This window comes from Lyngbya confervoides BDU141951 (assembly GCF_000817775.3).
Lineage (GTDB): Bacteria > Cyanobacteriota > Cyanobacteriia > Thermosynechococcales > Thermosynechococcaceae > Lyngbya > Lyngbya confervoides.
In genome coordinates, this window is the sequence record NZ_JTHE03000029.1 from 16,018 (window position 1) to 35,917 (window position 19,900).

Consider the following 19,900-nt stretch of genomic DNA (forward strand, 5'->3'; position numbering starts at 1 on the left):
TCAAAAATGACTTTGAGCCCCGATCAGATTTGGAATCTCATAGTCTAAACATTGATGCCCCTCGGACTTCGAAGATAGCGAAAGGGAGGCAAAGAGCAAAGACCAGGAGAAAACGAATTAATCTGTAGCCCAAAAAAACAGGCAACCAAACCCCGGCAAAACATCCTCTCCATCCAGCTCCACTGGATAAGCCGCAACTTCAACCGACTGACCAAGCCGATAGACCTCGACCTGTTGATCTTGGGGATTAATCAACTAGCCCAGCCGCAAACCACTTGCCAAATATTCCTGCATTTTGTCTTGGAGGACCTTGCGCCGATCGCGTTTAGAGCGCAACTCAGTTACAAAATCTGGACAAATTGGTGGAAATTTTTCGTTCTTCCTCAGTCAAAACAATTCATAGAACGGCTTATGGATAAGCTGCATAATCAGAGATAAGTTTAAGGCGATCGCGGTCACGGATTCACATCACCAATGACTGCCTGATTTTTAGCCCACGGGCCTCAACCCTAACCTTGTCCTAACTTGGGCTCAGTGCCCTTAAGCAATCGCTGAATATTAGACGAATGCCGCAGCACCACATAAATACTGCCCGCGATGGCGAACACCAAATAGGGCAGCGGCTGATTGAATACCAGCATCCAGATTGGCAGGGCGATCGCTCCAGTGATAGAACTCAGCGACACAATTCTAGACAGCGCCAGCATCATCCCAAAGGAGGCAAAGGTCGCGATCGCCACAGGCCAATGTAAAACCAGCAAGATCCCCAGGCTGGTTGCCACAGATTTTCCACCCGTAAACCTCAAAAAAATAGACTTGCTGTGGCCCAGTAAAGCCGCAAACCCGGCTAGCATCCGCACCCAGTACAACCCGTCTTGATGAGCGCTAAACCAAGAGGGACAATCGAGCCAACAGAACGAGGTTGGAAGCACTGCGGCGATCCCCTGAAAGAACAGAGGAACCAAGGCAATGGCGATCGCCCCCTTGGCCACATCCGCAGCAAACACCACCAGTCCTGGCCCCTTGCCCAGAACACGCAACACATTGGTAGCTCCAGTTGACCCAGACCCATGTTCCCGGATATCAATCCCCTGCAAGCGCTTGGCCACCAGATAGCCCGTGGGGAAAGACCCCAGTAAATAGGCAGCCCCCAAAAATACTAAGGTCACCGCGCCCCAAATGAGTCCAGGCATCATCTCAACACCTTCTCTACTCAAACCAGTCAAAGCCACCGCGATCGCGCCGGGGCTGATTTTCTGGCGCAAACACGAGCCAAAACGGATATTGCAATAGCGCCAGGCTCACGCCGCCCTCCACATCATCCATCAAGATAAAGGGCAAGCAGTCCTCTGAGATCAGACGCTCCGCTTTTTGAGACAAGGAATCCGCTGACTCAAACAGCATGACACCCCGCTCGGGGCCAAAATCGCCACGTCCTACCCCCAGACAGTCTTGCAACCCCCGCCGCCAATCTCCCAACCGTTCCGGAGTGTTGGCTAAAATTAGGGTGCGGACGCGATGCCCATAAAGATTGCGCAAGATGGAGATAATCGCGGAGGCCACCAAAATATTTTGCAGGCGACTGGGCAGCGAGGGCAGCGCTCCTCTACCGCCAAACTTCAAAAACCACTGTTCGACGCGCTCCGCATGGATCGCCTCAAAGGTACGCCGTAGCTTCCAAGGAGGGCCGTAGTAGTCTGGCTCCTGCGTAAACTGGTTGATCAGCTTACGAATCTGGCGCGTTTCTGACTGGAAACTCTGCTGAGAAAACTGCGGCTCCGGTGCTGCCATAGGCTCTGCCGTCCGACTGCGCGGCGAGGGCTCCTGCGGATCTGCCCTGAAGCCTGGAGAACCGACACCGTCTGGTGAGGTCATGGGCAGATCAAGCTGTTCCGCCGTGGTGACCAGATCCTGAAGACTCGCGACCAGATAGTCTTTAAAACCCTGTACACGAATGGCAATATCCTGCGAAACACCAGCAAAGCTTCTTTTCATTTCAGCTTGAACCCGCTCTTGGCGACGCTCTAACTGTTCGACAGACATCTGGAGGGCTCGTTGTCGCTCCTCTAGATCTGTGATGTTGGCCTGGGCTAAGCGCTCACAGACCGTTTCTAGGGATCGCAACTGTTGGGCCAGTAGCTGGGACTTTTCGGCCTTCAGGCTTTCTATTTCTGTCCGTAAGGTTTCCACCTCCGACTGCAGCGCACTGGGAAGATTGGCTGAGGGCGACCCCAGGCTATTGTCACGATTGATAGGGGATTGATCGGCGTTGGTCACGGTCTCACTTAATCGTTCTGCACTGAAGTTGAAGCCTCCCCGATGGAGCGGGTAGAGGAACAATGTTGCAGTAGAGCCGCCTTGAGCTGCTTGGCGTTAAACAGAATGGGCAAAAAATGGATACTGCGGATTTCCTTAAAGTAAAACAGGATGGGCACAGGTTCCCAGAAGATCTGCCAGTGAAGCCACTGGTCGTAGGGGAAGTACCGGATTTGCGTCTGGCCGCGATAGACCTCCAGGGCCGTATCGGTAAAGTGGAGACGTAAAATGGTCGCTTGAATGAACAGGAATAGGGCAAATAAGCCAGCCACAAGGCCGACCCAAGGGTTGAGACTCCCCAATCCAAGGGCGATCGCCCCAATTCCAGCGGGCACCCAATAACTAGGGGCCAGAACGATAGTCTGCGTGGGTGAGGGGGACTTCACAACAGGCACCTGCACGAGAGGACTTTCCTCAACCATACCGCTATCCGCCCTGCTTACTATAAATTTTGTAATGCAGTGCTGCCAACCCCCTGAAACATGAGCCATGAAAGGAAAAAGTTAGAGACAAAAATAGCCAGCAGGGAGGTGACAACCGCAGCGGTGGTGGACTGACCCACACCCTTAGCCCCCCCCGTCGTGGTTAGCCCCCAGCTTGAGCCGATAATGGCGATTAAGATGCCAAACACAAAGGCTTTGACCAAGGTGCTGTAGAGATCCCAAAGAGACAGAAAATTTTGGACCGAATCGAGAAAAATTTTATTGGGCAGACTGTAGAGAGTTTGGGCCACGATCATGCCCCCGCCAATCCCAGCCACCAAGGCAAAAATCGTGAGAACTGGCAACATTACTCCACAGGCGATGACCCGAGGGACAACCAGATAGTCCACGGGATCAGTATCGAGCATTTGCAGGGCATCGATTTGCTCAGTGACTCGCATGGTCCCAATTTCTGCAGCAAAGGCCGAGCAAACCCGACCGGTTACAATGACAGCAGTCAAGACCGGGCCTAGCTCCCGCGTTAGGGCGATGGCCAAAACCCCTCCCACAGCTTGCACCAAACCAAAGGTAATAAACTCTCGAGAGACCTGAATGGTGAACACCATGCCCACAAACGTTGCCGTGAGTAGAACCACCAGAAGGGATTCCGGCCCCACCACCGCCATTTGTTCACGGGTGTTACGCCAATGAATTTTACCCATGAGCAAATGGAGTAGCACCTGTCCCCCCAGCAACATGGCCCGCAGCAGGCGACGACTCCATTTGTTCCCTGAAAAAGCAGGAAAGGCTTTTTTCACAAAACTCTAGGCATTACGCTGCGACCAAACTCGCGTCGGCAGTCCCCAAATGTAGATAAAGCCTTCAGCCGCCTTATGGTCAAAGCGATCATCCGCACCATAGGTGGCCAGATCGTCCGTGTAGAGGGAATAGCTGGATTGACGACCCACCACCGTGGCATTCCCCTTAAAAAGTTTGAGGCGCACAGTGCCCGTCACCACCGCCTGGGTTTGCTCAATAAAGGCATCGAGGGCCGCCTTTAAGGGACTATACCAAAGGCCGTTGTAAACCATTTGGGCATAGGTTGCTTCAATCCCACGCTTGTAGTGCGTCACATCTGCGGTCAACGTTAAACTTTCTAAATCCTGATGGGCTTGAATCAAGATCGATAGGGCCGGAACCTCATAGATTTCGCGGGATTTAATCCCCACCAGTCGATTTTCCACCATATCAATTCGGCCAATGCCATGGCGACCCGCGGCGGTATTTAGGGCCGTCACCAGGGCAATGGGATCTTGCTTGACTCCATCGAGGGCCACAGGCACCCCTTTCTCAAAGGTGATCTCAACATACTCCGGACTCTGCGGGGTTTGCGCAATGGACTGGGTCAGTTCGAAGACTTCCTCAAGGGGCTCCACCCAGGGATCTTCCAAGGGTCCAGCTTCAATACTGCGACCGAGCAAGTTTTTGTCAATGCTATAGGGGGAAGACTTCTTGACCGGGGAAGGAATCCCAAAGCGTTCCCCATAGGCAATGGTTTGCTCCCGGCTCATGCCCCACTCCCGGGCGGGCGCTAGCACCGTCAAGTCAGGATTGAGCGCCGCAATGGACACATCGAAGCGCACCTGGTCATTTCCTTTTCCGGTGCAGCCGTGGGCCACAGCATCCGCACCATATTCACGCGCGGCCTCCACCAGCAGCTTGGCGATCAAGGGACGGGCCAAGGCGGTGGACAAGGGGTAACGGCCTTCGTACAGGGCATTGGCCTTGAGAGCCGAAAATGCATAGTCTTGGATAAAGGACGCGGTTGCATCTACCACCAAAGACTGCTCAGCACCAGAGTCCAAGGCCTTCTGCTGAATTGGCCCTAGCTCTTCTCCTTGGCCCAAGTCTGCCGCCAGGGTAATGACACTCTCCACACCCCATTCATTCTTGAGATAAGGTATGCAAACCGACGTATCTACACCACCGGAATAGGCTAAAACAACTTTCTTTGCACGCCCCATAATTCCTCACTTTCTCGTGTATCGGTCCAGCACAAGAAATTATCCTAGCGTAGAAAGTTACTCGCCCCCCAAAACAAAATAAAGACCACCAGGGCAACCACCAAATCTGGGGAAAAAAGCGTCAACGGCAATCCAAACTGTAGCAGTCCCACTCCCAAGGCCCCCCCCAGGACCAGAGTGACAATGGTAATTAAAACAGCCCGTCCCAGCTTAAGTTCTTTCCGATTGAGCCAATAAATGTTGAAGCCCACTCCTAAAGCAATGAGCAGGGCAAGGGAGTCTTGGCTATCACGCCCCAGGTACACCAGACTTCCGAGGGCGACCCAAACCCCGGATGCGGTTGCCAATTCCCTGCCAGAGGGGCGATCTAAAAGTCGGACCAGCCAGTCAGGCGAGGAACTGAGGGTTGGCAAGGTGACACTCGGTTTATCTTTAGCCAATTTTTCGGCAAAGCGAATCCGCTCAGGAACCTGGATCGCTCCGGTCTGCCGTCTGCGCAGTCGATCCATCAGAACAGCGTCGTAGGCTGCTTCCACCGACTGACGCGCTTGCTCGTCGCCCTGGAGCTCAATGAGGCGATCGCGGGCTGATTGAATCTCTTCAAAGGAAGCATCTTCAGACACTTCAAGCTTTTGATAAGGCGTCTGCTCGCTCATGCGCTTGTCTTCCATAGGCGTTTAGACCTCAAATCAGCCGGTCAGTTTAGATGAACAGTAAGAGGCGCCATCGCAGCCTCTCCATGAAGTTGTTTAAGTGTCAACCATACTAGCGCTAAAACGGAGGTTCTTGGGAAACGGTCTGAGTTTTTAAATATTCTAAAAACTCCATCAGTTCAGAATCCGTCAACTGCTGCCGTGAACGTTTGTTGTAGGATCGCTCCAAAAATTGACGCCCCTCGGTGTGAGTCCATCCCAGGCGCTTCAGCTCAATATCGGTTTGGGCAATAATATCTGACAAATCAATCGGCGATCGCGAAGCCGCCGCTTTCGTCATTTTGGGAGATGGCTTGCGCCCCACCCGGGGAGATCGCCGACCCTGGGTGGGTATCCGCTGAGGGGGCGAGGATGGCCCATCCTCTAGACCGGGCGGCACCCGATCCCACAATTGGGGGGCCGGCAAGCCTGCATCCATGGAATCCGGCGCGTTGGATTCCTCCTCTTCTTCCCAATTCCAGGAGTCGGTCCAGCCAGCATCCTGCGGTGCGCTTAGATCGCGATGGGATAGGTCCGATAAGTCGGTATCCTCCAGCCGCGAGGTGGCAGCAGGAGACAATTGGGCAGGGGCCCCAGGCGGCAGCTCATGGGATCGGCGATCCGTCACTTGCACCGAGGGGCTAGGGGCCAAATCTTCGAACCCCAGCACCACCAAGGCGCGGGCACGCGCTTGATCCTCTGCCACCTCTACCGCAGAGGCCGCTGACAAACCGCTGGCCAGGGGAACATCGCCAATTTTGACCACGGCCTGAACCACATAGTGTCCAGGCTCAGACACAAGGAGATCCGCCGTCAAACTAGCGGTGGGATACTGGGCGCGAAACTGGGAGTAAAGGGTCATAGACGGAGATGGCATCAAGGCGGAGCGGAATTTACCGTTAAAACCACTGGGGCTGGCCGGGGGTCTGGGTGAAGGAGTTAAGCCCAACCTGGCCCCAGATTAACGGCGCGATCGTTGCGTAGAACACTGCAGAGTTTGAAAAATTTCTATAATGTGTGCAAATTCTATATTGATTCAGACTTAAGAATTACCTGGACTGTCCATTTTAAATTCACCCCGAACTTCACAGCTTAGGCCCCCTTTTCTTCCGGTCCCTTTGGCCAGATTCTCGACCATGAGAATCCCCGGCCCCATTTTCTGGCTCCTGTTCCCCAATCCTTTGACTGAGGCCAATCTAACCAGGCCAATTCAATCACTTTTCTCCCCCCCATATAGATCCAGCAAGGTTTAACAAGCAGAGTTTAAGATGAGAGTCTCCACAATGATGGTTGGTGCAGCGCATCCAACCCAAACCATGAAACCGATCCGCAAACAATTTGATCAAAAGTTGACGTCCATTCAAAACGACGTCTTGAGGATGGGCGCTCTCGTGGAACAATCTTGCTGCCTAGCGCATCAGGCGCTATTTAAGCACAATCTAGCAGTCATCGATGAGCTGAAACATCAAGAGCAGAAAATTGACCGGCTCTATCGCCAGATTGAGACCGACTGCCTTCAGTTTATGGCCTTGCAATCGCCCGTGGCAACCGATCTGCGCTTAATTGGCACTCTCATGCAGATGGTCCGAGACTTGGAGAGAATTGGGGACTATGCCGAAGATTTGACGGAATTTGCCGTCAAGCTTCTTCCCTACGACATCACGCAATATAGCGCCACCATTGAGAATATGCTCCTGGCAACCCAGTCCATGTTGGCAATGGGCCTGGCTTCCTTAACAGAGCTAGACGCTGAACAGGGGCTAAACATTAAGCAGCGAGACGATGAGGTAGATAGCGGCTATCAGCAGGTTTATCAAAAACTCTCCCAGGTGCAAACTGTGCAGGGATCGGTTGAGCCGCTGCTCCTGATGATGTTGACCATCCGATCCATTGAGCGCATGGCAGACCATGCCACTAACATTGGTCGCCGCGTGGCTTACATCGTTACAGGTCAACGCTGAAGAAGCGGCGTGGTTGGCACGCGTTATCCCCTAGTGATTCTCTTTGACCGGGCCAAGGTCCATGGCGCAGGCGATCTAGTGTCCCCCTCAATCAGAATCAGATCAGAATATTGACAGCGGACGCCTCACTAAGGAAGGATAACAATGGTGACCTGTAGGCTCTGGGCGATATTTCGTGCTGAGTTGTTTTTTAAGTTCTGAGCAGGGTGATACAACAGAGATAATCAGGAACACCCTATTTTTAGCGCTTCGGGTGCACAGTGCATGAACTCGAAGCCTATTTCCGTGAGTGCTTGTCCTGGCCCTAGGTCCGCCATTACATCAGGGATCTGTCCAATCCTTCTCCTGCTGGGTCAGGCTGCGGCCTTTGTTTCGCACCCACCAGCTAGGGCGAGCGGGAAAGATAAGGGCTGGAGAATGGGGGACCGTGAGGGGACCTTCCTCCATCACGAGCGCAGCAGAGTGACAGGACGCATTCACACCCTCCATCAGCAGATTTTAGGATGCAAACGTGCATGGAATTTTCAATTAGTAGCCTGCTCGATAGCTTTGGGGAAGATAAACTCATTGCACCAAAGCTGTTAGAGAAAAAATTAGAGTGTGATGATGAGCAGAAGCTCCAACATCTCCAAATCACGCTGGATGCCCTTGAAAAAGTCGGCATCTTAGCGAAAGAGCGCGGCAAATATCGACGGGTGAATGAAGAGGGCGTTGTTGAAGGAAAGCTGCGTTGCTCCAGTAAGGGCTTTTGTTTTGCGATTCAGGATGGAGAAGGAACGGAAGACATTTATATTCGCGAGAGTCAATTAAACTCAGCCTGGAATGGCGATCGCGTGCTGGTCAAGGTCACCAAGGAAGGGCGACGAAGGCGGAGTCCAGAAGGAGAAGTGAGGCTCATCCTGGAGCGGGCCAATCCCTCGGTGCTCGCCCACGTTCGCACAGATGAGGCCGGTGAGCCGAAGGCCATTCCCCTAGATGATCGGCTGCTGTTTGAGCTGGCCTTAACCGAGGACAACAACAGCGCCAAGGTGCAAGAGGCCATTGACCAGCTGGTCCACGTGGAGATTTTGCGCTATCCTCTTGGCCCTAAGGCTCCGATCGGGAGAATCTCTCAAATTTTGGGCAGCGATGCTCAATCGGCACCGGATACGGAGCTTGTTTTTTGCAAGTATGACCTGCCACGCAGCTTTTCTGATGCAGTCTTAGAGGCAGCCGAGTCCCTACCGAAGAAGCTTCGAAAAGCAGATCAAAAAAAGCGGGAGCTCCTACAGAAGCTCCCAACCATTACCCTTGAGAACAATCAGCAAGCCCCCTACGGTCTTGATCACGCCTTTTCAATCAGTAAAAACAAGCAGGGACAGTGGGATCTGGGGATCCATATTGTGGACTTTACGCCCTTTGTGCCGCTTAATTCCACCCTTGATCAAGAGGCCCGCGCTCGCGCAGCCTGCATTACTCTAAGCGATAAACTGGTGCCCTTGTTTCCCGAGGCGCTCATGGAGCGAGTCGGTAGCCTGCCAGAAAAAAGTGAGCGGTTGGCCTTTACCCTGAAGGTTCTGTGTGATGAGGCGGGGGGGGTGCAAAGCTTTGAACTGCTCCCCAGCGTCATTCAGGTGGACTGCAACATTGATGAAGCCCAAGCCTCAGCTATCTTGAATCCCAAAAGCAAGGATAGCCCCAAGAAAGATCTTAAGGCCCTTGCTCCCTACCACGAGATGCTTGAACAGCTGGGGGAGCTGACAGCGCTATTGCGCCAGCAGCGTTATGAGCGGGGCAGCTTTGACCTCTGGAGCAGTTCTGCGGATCCGGATCTCTTTGGGGATACTGGCTTATCGGGGACCTTCACCGAGCCAGCAACGCTACCCGCGCGGGCTGTGGTGGCAGAACTGCTGCTGTTGGCCAATCAGCTCGTTCTAGAGCATATGCATCGCTTGGGCGTTCCCGCCATCTATCAGCACCAGGCCGCACCGGATGCAGCGGCATTGCAGGACATTATCAAGCTCAGTGAAAATCTTGGTTTCACCTGCAATCTCAATCCCAATGCGACGGTGCAGCCGAATCATTTTCAGGAGCTGACGGCCCAGTTCCGGGAGGCCAACCACGCCTCAATGCTGTTTGATCTGTTGGGGCAAACCCTAGAGCCAACGGTTCTGAGCAGCGCGCCAGGACCGCATTTTGCCCAAGCGATCGCCCAGCATTACGGTCAGTTTGTAGCCCCTAGCCATCGATACAGCGACTTTATTAATCATCACATTCTCCATGCGATTTTCAATAAGGGCCGCGATCGCCGGAACTCCCAGGCCAAGGAAGGCGTTCATCTAGGCCATAGCACCTCCCCTGAAACCATCAACTGGAATGTGCTGCCCCCCAGTATTCGCCGAGATCTGGAAACGGCAATTGAGGACTCTCTCCCACGGCTCAATGAGCGCCTGCAGCTCATTCTTCAAGCGGAAAAAGACCTGCAAGGTCTCCAAAAAACCAAAACCATGCAGGGCCATATTGGCCAGGTGTTCCAAGGCGTGATCACGGGCATTCAGTCCTACGGATTCTTCGTTCGCCTCGAGGTGCTAAGCGTGGAAGGGCTGGTCCATGTCAGCTCTCTCAAGGATGACTGGTATGAATATCGATCACGGCAACAAACCTTAATTGGCCGTAAAAACCGACGCCAGTATCGCCTCGGAGATTCCGTTGAAGTTGAGGTGAAAAGCGTTGATTATTATCGTCAGCAAATTGATCTCGCCGTGGTGGGTGGCGGCAGCGAACTCACCGAGGATGATCTTGGCGACGAGGCGGATTTGTCGCCGGAGGCTGTGGACGATCCGCTCGACCTTGAGGAGGACCTAGTCGATGACCTTGATGATCTCGATGAGGACCTAGAAGATGACCTAGAAGATGAGTTTGAGGATGAGCTCGATGAGAGCTTTGAAGACGACGAGTTTGAAGACGACGAGTTTGAAGATGATGAGTTTGACATGCTGGGCGAATATCTAGACGACATGGACGACGACCAGCTAGATGCCGATGAATTTGAGGATGAAGAGGATTAGGTTGGCGGTAAGATTAAGAGTTTGCAGTTTAATTTAAGTTGGGAAGGAGACAATCCACTATGGCGCGGATGTACTACGATTCGGATGCCAATTTGGACATTTTGGCCAATAAGACCGTTGCCATTATTGGTTATGGTTCCCAAGGTCACGCTCATGCCTTGAACCTCAAAGACAGCGGCGTCGAGGTCATTGTGGGTTTATACGAAGGCAGTCGCTCTGCCCATCAGGCTAAGGCAGACGGGTTGACGGTTTACCCCGTAGCCGCGGCAGCTGAGCGCGCAGATTTAATCATGATTTTGCTCCCTGATGATGTGCAAAAGGCGGTCTATACCGAGTCGATTGCCCCTCACCTAGGCGCGGGCAAAATCCTGGCCTTTGCCCATGGATTTAATATTCATTTTGGGCAGATTGTGCCCCCGAACGACGTGGACGTGATTATGGTAGCCCCCAAGGGACCTGGCCATCTGGTCCGTCGCACCTATACTCAAGGGGAAGGCGTGCCCTGCCTCTTTGCCGTTTATCAAGACGGTTCCGGACAAGCCCGCGATCGCGCCATGGCTTACGCCAAGGGAGTAGGGGGTACCCGAGCTGGCATCTTGGAAACCACCTTCCGGGAAGAAACCGAAACCGATCTCTTTGGAGAACAGGCTGTGCTGTGCGGGGGCCTGTCTGCGCTCATTAAAGCGGGCTTTGAAACCCTGGTTGAGGCAGGCTATCAGCCTGAACTGGCCTATTTTGAATGCTTACATGAGGTAAAGCTCATCGTGGATTTGGTGGTCGAAGGAGGACTAGCAAAGATGCGCGATAGCATCTCCACCACTGCGGAATATGGAGACTACACTAGAGGCCCGCGGGTGATCACGGATGCCTGTAAAGCAGAGATGGCAACCATTCTGAAAGAAATTCAAACGGGACAGTTTGCCAAGGAATTTGTCCTGGAAAACCTGGCGGGGGGGGCCGGCTTTACCGCGATGCGCCGCCGAGAAGCAGAACACCCCATTGAGGTGGTCGGCAAGGATCTGCGGGCCATGTTTAGCTGGATGAAAGAAGCCTAAGCCAAGCGGGGCTGGCCGCTAAGGGTCTGGGCCCAGTCTAGGGTCCGAGGGAACCTGTCCAAAAGCAAGAACCGCCGTCATACCCAGGAATGGTTGTTGCTTTTGGGGCAGGGAATATCCCCTCCTTACGATCCCCGTTATTTCCTAGTCTTCGGATGAATGGGGCTGAATATACTTTGGCAGGGGCCGAGACGGAACGCTAGGCTTTTTATCCACAGGCTTATCTCCACCAGCATTTTTCGGCACCGAACCAGGCCGAGCCGAACGGGGGTCGGCCTCTCTCTGCACTGGACGGCCAGGCTTACCTTCCCCATCCAAAGGAGCGCGCTTCTTGAAACTCTTTTTTTTCTTTTTCATTGGCATGAACGCCACCGGCGTCGCCTTTTGAATCCTGAGATGCTCACCGTCACGAAGCACTTCAAAGTCCCAAAAGTACCCCATGGGCTTTTGGGGAATATCGCCCATTAATTTAACTTTGAAAACCTTCGGGGTTTTAGGCTTAGAGCGAGAGGTTTGCTGAATTTTTACCGCTAGCCAGTGATCGTCGACCGACTGCTGAATTACCTGCCCACGAATCGAGAAAAACCCGTCCTGCAGCGGAGGCTGTAGCTGCTCCAGAGGATCGAGGCTGGCCTGCACAACCTCTTCCACTGCCTCTTCTGAGGCATCGTCGCGATCTGGCGTTTCAAATCCACTGGGCGACCAAACACCAACAATCTGCACGTGCATGGCCTCATGGTCGCGCGTACGCGGATAAACGACCCAAACATGCGGCAGAGCCAGGTCGAGGTATTTTTTAACCAGACTCATAACCTGCCCCAAAAGTACCGCATCGAGGTGCAACCCTTCGCGGGTCATCAATTCACCCCGATTAAACTGATCCTCAGAGGGCTGATAAATCCCTTGCAACAGACCGATTGCCCGAAACTGCAGGGGCTCACTCGGGGGCGGGATGGGCTGCTGTAACAAGGTGGATGCCGTCCCACTATCCTCCTCCGCTGAGCGCCCAAGGTCTTCTCCATCGGGCGGATTGATCTGAGGCGTTGTCAGCGATTGATCAAGCTCCCCATCAGACCCTTGGCCCACCACCCTATCGGCCTCTGAATCCGGCGACGGTGCCGGGGGGGAGGAGGCAGGCTTGGACGTTGCTTTTTTCTTCGAAGAACTCATAGACCGATGTGATGGAAACCAACCGCGTTAAATTAAGAGGCTCAGCTGCCGAGACTGAGAGGCAAGAACTCTATCCTAATCGAGAGCATTGGGAATTTCATATATATAGATGTTCCTGCACAATGGTCATTCCTGCACAACTAGTGAATTGCCAAGAGGCTCCTAAACGAAGTGAGCAACGCTGCAATTTCTGAGATTAAAATACTGAGAAGCTGGCAGGAATGCAACTCCGAAAGAATATTTACCTTTCAGGTGAGGCAGGTGAGCTCTCCAGCCTTTTTACTGAACCGCAGATTTTCTTGGTAGTCCACCGGACAGTTCACGACTGAGGGCACGGGTTGAACCAGCGCCTCTTGGAGGGTTGGGAGAAAGGCCTCGACGGATTTGACGTCATAGCCCTTGAGGCCCATGCTCTCCGCAAGCTTAACAAAGTCCGGATTGCTGAAGGCCGTAAAGGCGGACTGTCCATATCGCTGCTGCTGTTTCCATTCAATTAAACCATACCCACCATCGTTGAAAATCACGGTTGTGAAGGCAGTACCGATGCGCAGGGCAGTTTCAAGCTCTTGCATGTTCATCATAAATCCGCCATCTCCAGTGACCGCAACCACGCGGCGGTTTGGGGCCACCAGTTTGGCTGCAATGGCACCGGGAATCGAAATTCCCATGGCAGCAAATCCATTGGAAATTAGACAGGTATTCGGACGCTCACAGTGGTAGTGCCGTGCCATCCACATTTTATGCGCGCCCACATCGGAGATCACAATGTCATCGGCCGCTAATACCTTGCGCAGATCATAGATGAGCTTCTGGGGCCTGAGGGGAAAGCCTGTGTCGTGGGCATACTCTTCATGGTCCGCGACAATTTGGGATCGCAAGCTCAGGCCGTAGGGCGGAGGGGCATGGGAGCGATCGCAGCGCTGGAGAATTTCCGTCAATGAGTCTGAAATATCGCCCACCACTTCGGCAAAGGGAATATAGCTGCTGTCAATCTCCGCGGGCCTTGCGCCGACGTGAATAATCGGAATGGCGGCATCGGGGTTCCATTTCTTGGGCGAATATTCAATCAAGTCATAGCCCACAGCAATCACCAAATCGGATCGGTCAAACCCGCAGCTAATGTAGTCTCGCTGCTGCAAACCCACCGTTAACAACGCCAAAGGATCGGTGTAGGGGATTCCCCCTTTGCCCATAAACGTATTGGCCACGGGAATGTTTAAGGTTCGGGCAAAGTGGGTCAAGGTTTCGCTCGCTCGACTGCGGATCACGCCATTGCCCACCAGGATGAGCGGATTCTTAGCCTCAGAAATCGCCCTAGCAGCCTCCTCGATAATGGCCAGGGCCGCATAGGTCTTGTGATTCACATCCACCTGCAGGGGATGACCGGTGGCGTCCATAGCGGCAATATTTTCCGGCAGATCAATGTGAACCGCACCAGGTTTTTCAGCTTGGGCCTGCTTAAAGGCCTTTCGCACGATTTCTGAGGTGGTACTGGGCCGCACAATTTGACGGTTCCATTTGGTTACAGGCGCAAACATCGCCACCAGATCTAGATATTGGTGGGACTCGATGTGCATTCGGTCGGTGCCCACCTGTCCCGTAATTGCCACCAAAGGTGCGCCATCTAAATTGGCGTCGGCCACCCCCGTCATCAGGTTGGTGGCCCCTGGGCCCAGGGTGGACAGGCAGACTCCAGCTCGCCCAGTGAGCCGCCCATACACATCAGCCATAAAGGCAGCGCCCTGTTCGTGGCGTGTGGTGACGAACTGGATAGAAGAGGATCGGAGAGCCTCTAGAACCGCTAAGTTCTCTTCTCCCGGCAGTCCAAAAATGTATTCTACACCTTCATTTTCCAAGCATTTCACCAGCAATTCTGCGGTATTCATCGTTGCCTCCCTAGGGCCACCCCTCACTGTATCCACACGGTTTTGACATTAACAAACTCGTAAATTCCCCTCTGACTGAGTTCTCGACCATAGCCTGATTTTTTGATTCCCCCAAAGGGCAGACGCGGATCAGATTTCACCATGCCATTGATGAACACGGATCCGGCCACCAGTTCCCGCACAAAGCGATCGCGCTCTGCCGCATCCTGGGTCCAGGCGCTCGCGCCGAGCCCAAATTCGGTCCAGTTCGCCAGCTGGATGGCCGATTCAATATCCGAAACGCGAAATACCAGGGCCACCGGGCCAAAAAACTCTTCCTGAGCGACATCGCTCTCCACGGGAAGATCTACCAGAATGGTGGGGGGATAAAAATTGCCCGATTGGTGGGGATCGCGGATTCCTCCCACCAAGGCCTTTGCTCCCTGCTGCTGCGCGCGCGCCACCTGATCTTCCAGCGTATCCAGGATGTCTGCTGTGGCCAGCGGGCCGACCTGAGTTTGAGGATCTTGGGGATCTCCCACCTTCAGGTCTTGAAAGGCCGCCACAAACGAATCGAGAAAGGCCTCGGCAATGGGTTCAGCCAGAATAAAGCGCTTGGCAGCAATACAGGACTGCCCCGAGTTTAAGATACGAGCCTTGACCGCCGTTTTTACCGCCGCCTCCAGGTTGGCACTGGGCATCACAATAAAGGGATCACTCCCCCCCAACTCCAAAACGGAGGGCTTGATCTGGGAACCAGCTAAGGCCGCCACGCTTGCCCCTGCGGGTTCACTTCCAGTCAGGGCCACCCCTTGAACCTGGGGATGCTTGAGAATTTGCTCAACGCGATCGGACTGGATGAGTAGAGTTTGGAAGACGCCCGAGGGAAAGCCCGCCTCTTTAAAGATGGCCTCAATTTGCAGAGCACATTGGGGAACGTTGGAGGCATGCTTGAGCAGGGCCACATTCCCTGCCATCAAGGCCGGGGCAGCAAAGCGAAACACCTGCCAGAACGGGAAGTTCCAGGGCATTACCGCCAAAATAGTCCCCAGGGGTTGAAAGGAAATCCAGGCGCGACTGCCATCACTCTGGACTGGCTGATCTTGCAGAAACTCCGCAGCATGATCGGCATAGTAGTGGCAGACCCAGGCGCATTTTTTTACCTCTGCGATCGCTTCTTGAATCGGCTTTCCCATTTCACGGGTCATTAGCTGAGCCATGGCCGTGGATCGACCGTCATCTTCAAGAATTGCAGCGGCTTGATTCATCCACACGCGACGCTGGTGCAGTGGAATGCGCTGGTATTGGTCAAAGGCCGCCGCCGAGAGATCAATTTTGCGGGCAACCTGCTCAGCGGTTAGAGCGTTAAACGATTGTTCAAGTTGACCGGTGGCAGGGTTGATCGTGGCAATTCCCATCCTCAACCTCCTCCTCCATTGCAATGAGACAGATCCAGCGATTCTTGAATAGACGGGGGGGATCATCCCTGGGAGGATATCCCTAAAAATGGCCAGAATTTTACAATAAAATTGCGGGCCACCACAGTATTCATGAAGCGCCTTAGCTCCATCATCGCAAATTAACCTGTGATATACCGATCCAAAAACGGAAACAAGATTAAATGTTGACCTATCGCACTCTGGTTGCTCCAGGCAAGACGTGGTTCCCCTCCATCCGCCTCGGACAGACCTTAGGAAGGTCTAGCGTCTAAACCAGGATTTTGACAGGGGATTTCACGCTTTGCTAGTCTAGCTAAAATGGTCTTTGGGGTTTAGCGTGGATATTCAAATTGGTCGTGGAAAAACGGCGCGGCGAGCCTATGGCATGGATGAAATTGCTTTGGTCCCTGGTTGCCGCACCATCGATCCGCAATTGGCGGATACGCAGTGGCAAATTGGGTCTCTCAAGCGCGAAATTCCGATCATTGCCAGCGCCATGGATGGCGTGGTGGATGTCAAAATGGCGGTCCATCTCTCTCAGATGGGGGCCCTTGGCGTCTTGAATCTGGACGGAATTCAAACGCGCTACGAAGATCCCAATCCGATTCTGGATCAGATTGCCGCGGTGGATGTGGATGGGTTTGTGACCCTGATGCAAAAGCTCTACCAAGAGCCGATTAAGCCTGAGCTGATCACCCAGCGGATTCAAGAGATCAAGTCCCAGGGGGGGATCGCCGCGGTCAGCTCCACCCCCATCACTGCCGAAAAATTTGGGCCAATTGCCGCTGAAGCGGGTGTGGATTTGTACTTTGTCCAGGGTACGGTTGTGTCCACGGACCATGGGGCACCGGCAGGGGTCATCCCTCTCAATCTCAAGCAATTTTGTGAGCAAATGCCGATGCCGGTGGTGTTGGGGAATTGCGTCACCTATGAGGTGACCTTAGAGCTGATGCGAGCAGGCGCCGCCGGAATTTTAATTGGGATTGGTCCCGGAGCAGCTTGCACCTCACGGGGTGTCTTAGGGGTAGGAGTGCCCCAGGCCACGGCGATCGCCGATGCCGCCGCCGCCCGAGACGATTTTGAGCGGGAGAGCGGACGGTATATTCCCGTCATCGCCGACGGCGGGCTAGTCACGGGTGGGGACGTTTGCAAGTGCATTGCCTGCGGCGCTGACGCCGTCATGATGGGATCCCCCTTTGCTCGTGCGCAAGAAGCCCCAGGGCGGGGATTTCATTGGGGAATGGCCACCCCCAGCCCCGTATTGCCGCGGGGGACACGCATCAAGGTGGGAACCACGGGAACCCTGGAGCAGATCTTGCGCGGCCCGGCCCAGCTTGACGACGGCACCCACAATTTTCTCGGCGCCCTGCAAACCAGTATGGGAACCCTCGGCGCCCAGACCATTCGTGAAATGCAGCAGGTCGAAGTTGTGATTGCGCCCTCGCTGCTTACCGAGGGCAAGGTTTATCAAAAAGCCCAGAAGCTAGGAATGGGAAAGTAGACAACTGATTCTGCCGGAGTTGTCCCCACCAGGAGCTGTTTAGACCCATAGCAGTTCTTCTGACCTCAGGGCTAAAGCTTTTGAAAGACGGTCCGGCGATTCACATATATTGATATCGCTTTGCTATTCTTTATCGGGAAAGATCGAGAACTTTGAGCAATCTGCATGGCAAAGCGGAAGTCCTTGCTTAAAATAGAATTAGCGGAGACATTTGTTTCCGCTCACTCCTCACACCACACTCCGCCTGGACAAATGTTCGGGCGGCTTCTTATTTTAATGAAACTACGAAAATTGTTGCTGTACTTTACGTAAGAGCTTATTCTCAACCGGGTTAGTTCCTGCTATGGTGGGATCAAGTAAACGATATGTAAGGTTGTGCAGGCATGGCAGCAACGGCAGTCACGGATGCATCTTTCAAAGAGGAAGTCATTGAAAGTGACACTCCTGTCCTAGTTGATTTTTGGGCACCCTGGTGTGGCCCTTGTCGAATGGTCTCTCCCGTCGTTGATGAGATCTCTGAGGAGTACGACGGTCAGGTTAAGGTTGTCAAAGTAAATACGGACGAAAATCCAAGCGTGGCGAGCCAGTACGGAATTCGCAGCATCCCTACCCTGATGATTTTTAAAGATGGTCAACGGGTTGACATGGTCGTGGGTGCTGTTCCTAAGACGACGCTAGCCAATACCTTGGCTAAATATATTTAAACCTGCAGGACAATGACGCCCTGCAAGGAAAATTCTTTGCAAGGAAGATGCTTAACGATGTGCTTCACTCGGCGCATCGTTAATTTTTATGTTGCCTGGGTGGCTAAACCCAGGAGTTCGCCACCCATTCAATGCGCGTCCATTATGCTTCTCCATCTCCAAACCTGGCCGGAGGTTGAACAATATCTCCAAACCTGCCCAGGCATTATTTTGCCCATCGGATCAACGGAGCAGCATGGTCCAACGGGGCTCATTGGCACAGATGCCATTTGTGCAGAGGCGATCGCCCAGGGGGTAGGAGAGGAAACAGGAGCCATGGTTGGACCAACCATTCCGGTGGGCATGGCGCTCCACCACACCAGTTTCCCTGGCAGCATCAGCTTACGCCCAACAACGCTGATTCTCGTGATTCGAGATTACTTGGTGAGCCTCAGCCGATCTGGATTTCGCAAATTCTTCTTTATTAACGGACATGGGGGGAATATCGCCACCCTGAAAGCGGCTTTTTCTGAAACCTATGCAACGCTAGCTGAACTGCCCGTTGACGGCACGGATCGCGTACAGTGTCGCCTGAGCAATTGGTTCATGGGGCGCGGAGTCTACCAACTGGCCAAGGAACTCTACGGGGATGACGAAGGATCTCACGCCACCCCCAGTGAGGTGGCCCTCACCCAGTTTATTTATCCGGAGGCGATCAAAACAGCCCCTTTAAGTGAAGCAGTAAATTCAGGTCGAATTTATGGGGCCGCCGATTTCCGGCGACGCCATCCTGACGGGCGCATGGGGTCCAATCCGGCCTTGGCCAATCCGGAGCATGGAAAGCGCTTCTATCAGGTTGCCGTTGCAGAAACAAGCGCAGCCTATCAAGCATTTTTAGCTGAAGAATAGGCCTCTGATAGGGGCAGGGGGCTCTCCAGAAAAGGCAGGTATGAAAAAGCACTGCAAAACATCGCAGTGCTTTTGAGGAACACGGGTAGATCTTACCCAAGGAGAGAAAAAGAAAAAGTCTCTTCGGTATCAGCAGCATCCATACCGTAATATCACTGGCTTAGGTCTGCTAATTTGCGCCTTGCTCTTTCGAGACAATTTGCCTTTATCGGAGACTAACGTTGGGCTACTGTGGGGGGGGATATAAGCCCAACTGAATATATAGTAAGGCTTTCAGGATTTTCAAAAATCCGCAACAATACGGCTTTTTTACCAACCAACCGGTTACGGCTCCACGGAGAGATACGTACGTAGATCTACGGAGATGCGTTACATTCCTTAACATCTTAAGGCTCACCGGGATCTGCTCCTCCACCCGAACGCCACCGGAGGAGCAAGAACAAGAGCATCGTCAGAGGGTCAGGGCCCCTCCCCCTATAGTTCCGATGATTGGCCCAGGAGCTGAAACGGCGACTGAAACGGGAACCTGCCAACTTTTAAAAGCGCTTTTAAGATTTATCTAGAGATAATTCGCTAATTTTTCAACCAAACTAGCAGTTTTCCTGAATTTCGTCGAGGGATTGCTCGAAGGTTCTGAAAAGAAGTCTCCAAAACAGAAGCCTCCTTTCATCACTGTGCTGAAAGGGGCGGCTGCGTTGGGTTCTATCCATAAGATTTAGTTTTTTCGGCGGGAGACCCCATCAGTTCTGACCGGAGAGCGATGAGATGACGGCGGTGAGAAATCGAGTCCCGAAGACTTTTGACCACCGATCAAAC

At 53.4% G+C, this 19,900-nt stretch carries 17 protein-coding genes, 1 pseudogene and 1 riboswitch; of the genes and pseudogenes, 6 read left to right on the top strand and 12 right to left on the bottom strand.

The genetic code is table 11. The annotated features are described in order from the left end of the window. Positions 1–117: 117 nt before the first annotated feature. The 8 genes and pseudogenes from QQ91_RS04535 to QQ91_RS04570 all read right to left on the bottom strand — a co-directional run. Positions 118–381, bottom strand: a pseudogene (locus tag QQ91_RS04535) (Uma2 family endonuclease); the annotation flags it as partial. Between the two features lie 128 nt (positions 382–509). Further along, on the bottom strand, positions 510–1,196 hold the full coding sequence (gene plsY, locus QQ91_RS04540; RefSeq protein ID WP_201277324.1) for a glycerol-3-phosphate 1-O-acyltransferase PlsY: 687 nt from the start codon (positions 1,194–1,196) through the stop codon (positions 510–512). Positions 1,197–1,209: 13 nt separating this feature from the next. Next, positions 1,210–2,277 (bottom strand): DUF3086 domain-containing protein, encoded by a 1,068-nt coding sequence (locus QQ91_RS04545; protein ID WP_250833258.1) that lies wholly within the window; start codon positions 2,275–2,277, stop codon positions 1,210–1,212. Between the two features lie 8 nt (positions 2,278–2,285). Beyond that, positions 2,286–2,738, bottom strand: coding sequence for a DUF3119 family protein (locus QQ91_RS04550; protein WP_166280563.1), 453 nt, complete (start codon positions 2,736–2,738; stop codon positions 2,286–2,288). Between the two features lie 20 nt (positions 2,739–2,758). Next, positions 2,759–3,556, bottom strand: a complete 798-nt coding sequence (locus tag QQ91_RS04555; protein WP_166280565.1) for an MlaE family lipid ABC transporter permease subunit — start codon at positions 3,554–3,556, stop codon at positions 2,759–2,761. A gap of 6 nt (positions 3,557–3,562) precedes the next feature. After that, complete coding sequence (locus tag QQ91_RS04560; protein WP_166280567.1) at positions 3,563–4,762, bottom strand: argininosuccinate synthase; 1,200 nt, start codon at positions 4,760–4,762, stop codon at positions 3,563–3,565. A gap of 44 nt (positions 4,763–4,806) precedes the next feature. Beyond that, entirely contained in the window at positions 4,807–5,418 is a 612-nt protein-coding gene (locus QQ91_RS04565) for a CPP1-like family protein (RefSeq protein ID WP_166280569.1), read from the bottom strand. Positions 5,419–5,533: 115 nt separating this feature from the next. Continuing rightward, positions 5,534–6,316, bottom strand: coding sequence for a slr1353 family protein (locus tag QQ91_RS04570; RefSeq protein ID WP_166280571.1), 783 nt, complete (start codon positions 6,314–6,316; stop codon positions 5,534–5,536). 454 nt (positions 6,317–6,770) lie between these two features. Here QQ91_RS04570 and phoU point away from each other — a divergent pair, with 454 nt between their 5' ends. Next, positions 6,771–7,415: a phosphate signaling complex protein PhoU gene (gene phoU, locus QQ91_RS04575; protein WP_236096073.1), complete on the top strand. Its 645-nt coding sequence runs from the start codon at positions 6,771–6,773 to the stop codon at positions 7,413–7,415. Between the two features lie 321 nt (positions 7,416–7,736). On the opposite strand, the gene QQ91_RS04580 is transcribed toward phoU, so the two are convergent. Beyond that, positions 7,737–7,895: a hypothetical protein gene (locus QQ91_RS04580; protein ID WP_166280573.1), complete on the bottom strand. Its 159-nt coding sequence runs from the start codon at positions 7,893–7,895 to the stop codon at positions 7,737–7,739. A 35-nt stretch (positions 7,896–7,930) separates the two neighbouring features. Between QQ91_RS04580 and QQ91_RS04585 the strand changes: the two genes are divergently transcribed. Together QQ91_RS04585 and ilvC are read left to right on the top strand one after the other, a co-directional pair. Next, positions 7,931–10,462, top strand: coding sequence for a ribonuclease R family protein (locus QQ91_RS04585; protein ID WP_166280575.1), 2,532 nt, complete (start codon positions 7,931–7,933; stop codon positions 10,460–10,462). 59 nt (positions 10,463–10,521) lie between these two features. Next, a complete protein-coding gene (gene ilvC / locus QQ91_RS04590) occupies positions 10,522–11,517 on the top strand; it encodes a ketol-acid reductoisomerase (RefSeq protein WP_166280577.1) in 996 nt (331 codons plus the stop codon). 144 nt (positions 11,518–11,661) lie between these two features. Here ilvC and patR read toward each other — a convergent pair whose 3' ends face one another. The 3 genes from patR to QQ91_RS04605 all read right to left on the bottom strand — a co-directional run bounded on the left by patR (position 11,662) and on the right by QQ91_RS04605 (position 15,970). Continuing rightward, positions 11,662–12,687, bottom strand: coding sequence for a heterocyst master regulator PatR (gene patR / locus QQ91_RS04595; protein WP_166280579.1), 1,026 nt, complete (start codon positions 12,685–12,687; stop codon positions 11,662–11,664). A gap of 248 nt (positions 12,688–12,935) precedes the next feature. Beyond that, positions 12,936–14,573 carry an acetolactate synthase large subunit gene (locus tag QQ91_RS04600; protein ID WP_166280581.1) on the bottom strand — a complete coding sequence of 546 codons (1,638 nt, stop codon included), beginning with the start codon at positions 14,571–14,573 and terminating at the stop codon, positions 12,936–12,938. 23 nt (positions 14,574–14,596) lie between these two features. Further along, positions 14,597–15,970 carry an NAD-dependent succinate-semialdehyde dehydrogenase gene (locus tag QQ91_RS04605; protein WP_166280583.1) on the bottom strand — a complete coding sequence of 458 codons (1,374 nt, stop codon included), beginning with the start codon at positions 15,968–15,970 and terminating at the stop codon, positions 14,597–14,599. A 358-nt stretch (positions 15,971–16,328) separates the two neighbouring features. On the opposite strand from QQ91_RS04605, the gene QQ91_RS04610 reads away from it, so the two are divergent. The 3 genes from QQ91_RS04610 (at position 16,329) to QQ91_RS04620 (ending at position 19,084) form a co-directional block, all read left to right on the top strand. After that, positions 16,329–17,492: a GuaB3 family IMP dehydrogenase-related protein gene (locus QQ91_RS04610; protein ID WP_166280585.1), complete on the top strand. Its 1,164-nt coding sequence runs from the start codon at positions 16,329–16,331 to the stop codon at positions 17,490–17,492. A gap of 383 nt (positions 17,493–17,875) precedes the next feature. After that, positions 17,876–18,196 (top strand): thioredoxin, encoded by a 321-nt coding sequence (gene trxA, locus QQ91_RS04615; RefSeq protein WP_166280587.1) that lies wholly within the window; start codon positions 17,876–17,878, stop codon positions 18,194–18,196. A 144-nt stretch (positions 18,197–18,340) separates the two neighbouring features. After that, positions 18,341–19,084, top strand: a complete 744-nt coding sequence (locus tag QQ91_RS04620) for a creatininase family protein (RefSeq protein WP_166280589.1) — start codon at positions 18,341–18,343, stop codon at positions 19,082–19,084. Between the two features lie 122 nt (positions 19,085–19,206). Beyond that, a riboswitch (cyclic di-GMP riboswitch) is annotated at positions 19,207–19,298 on the bottom strand. Positions 19,299–19,900 lie beyond the last annotated feature (602 nt).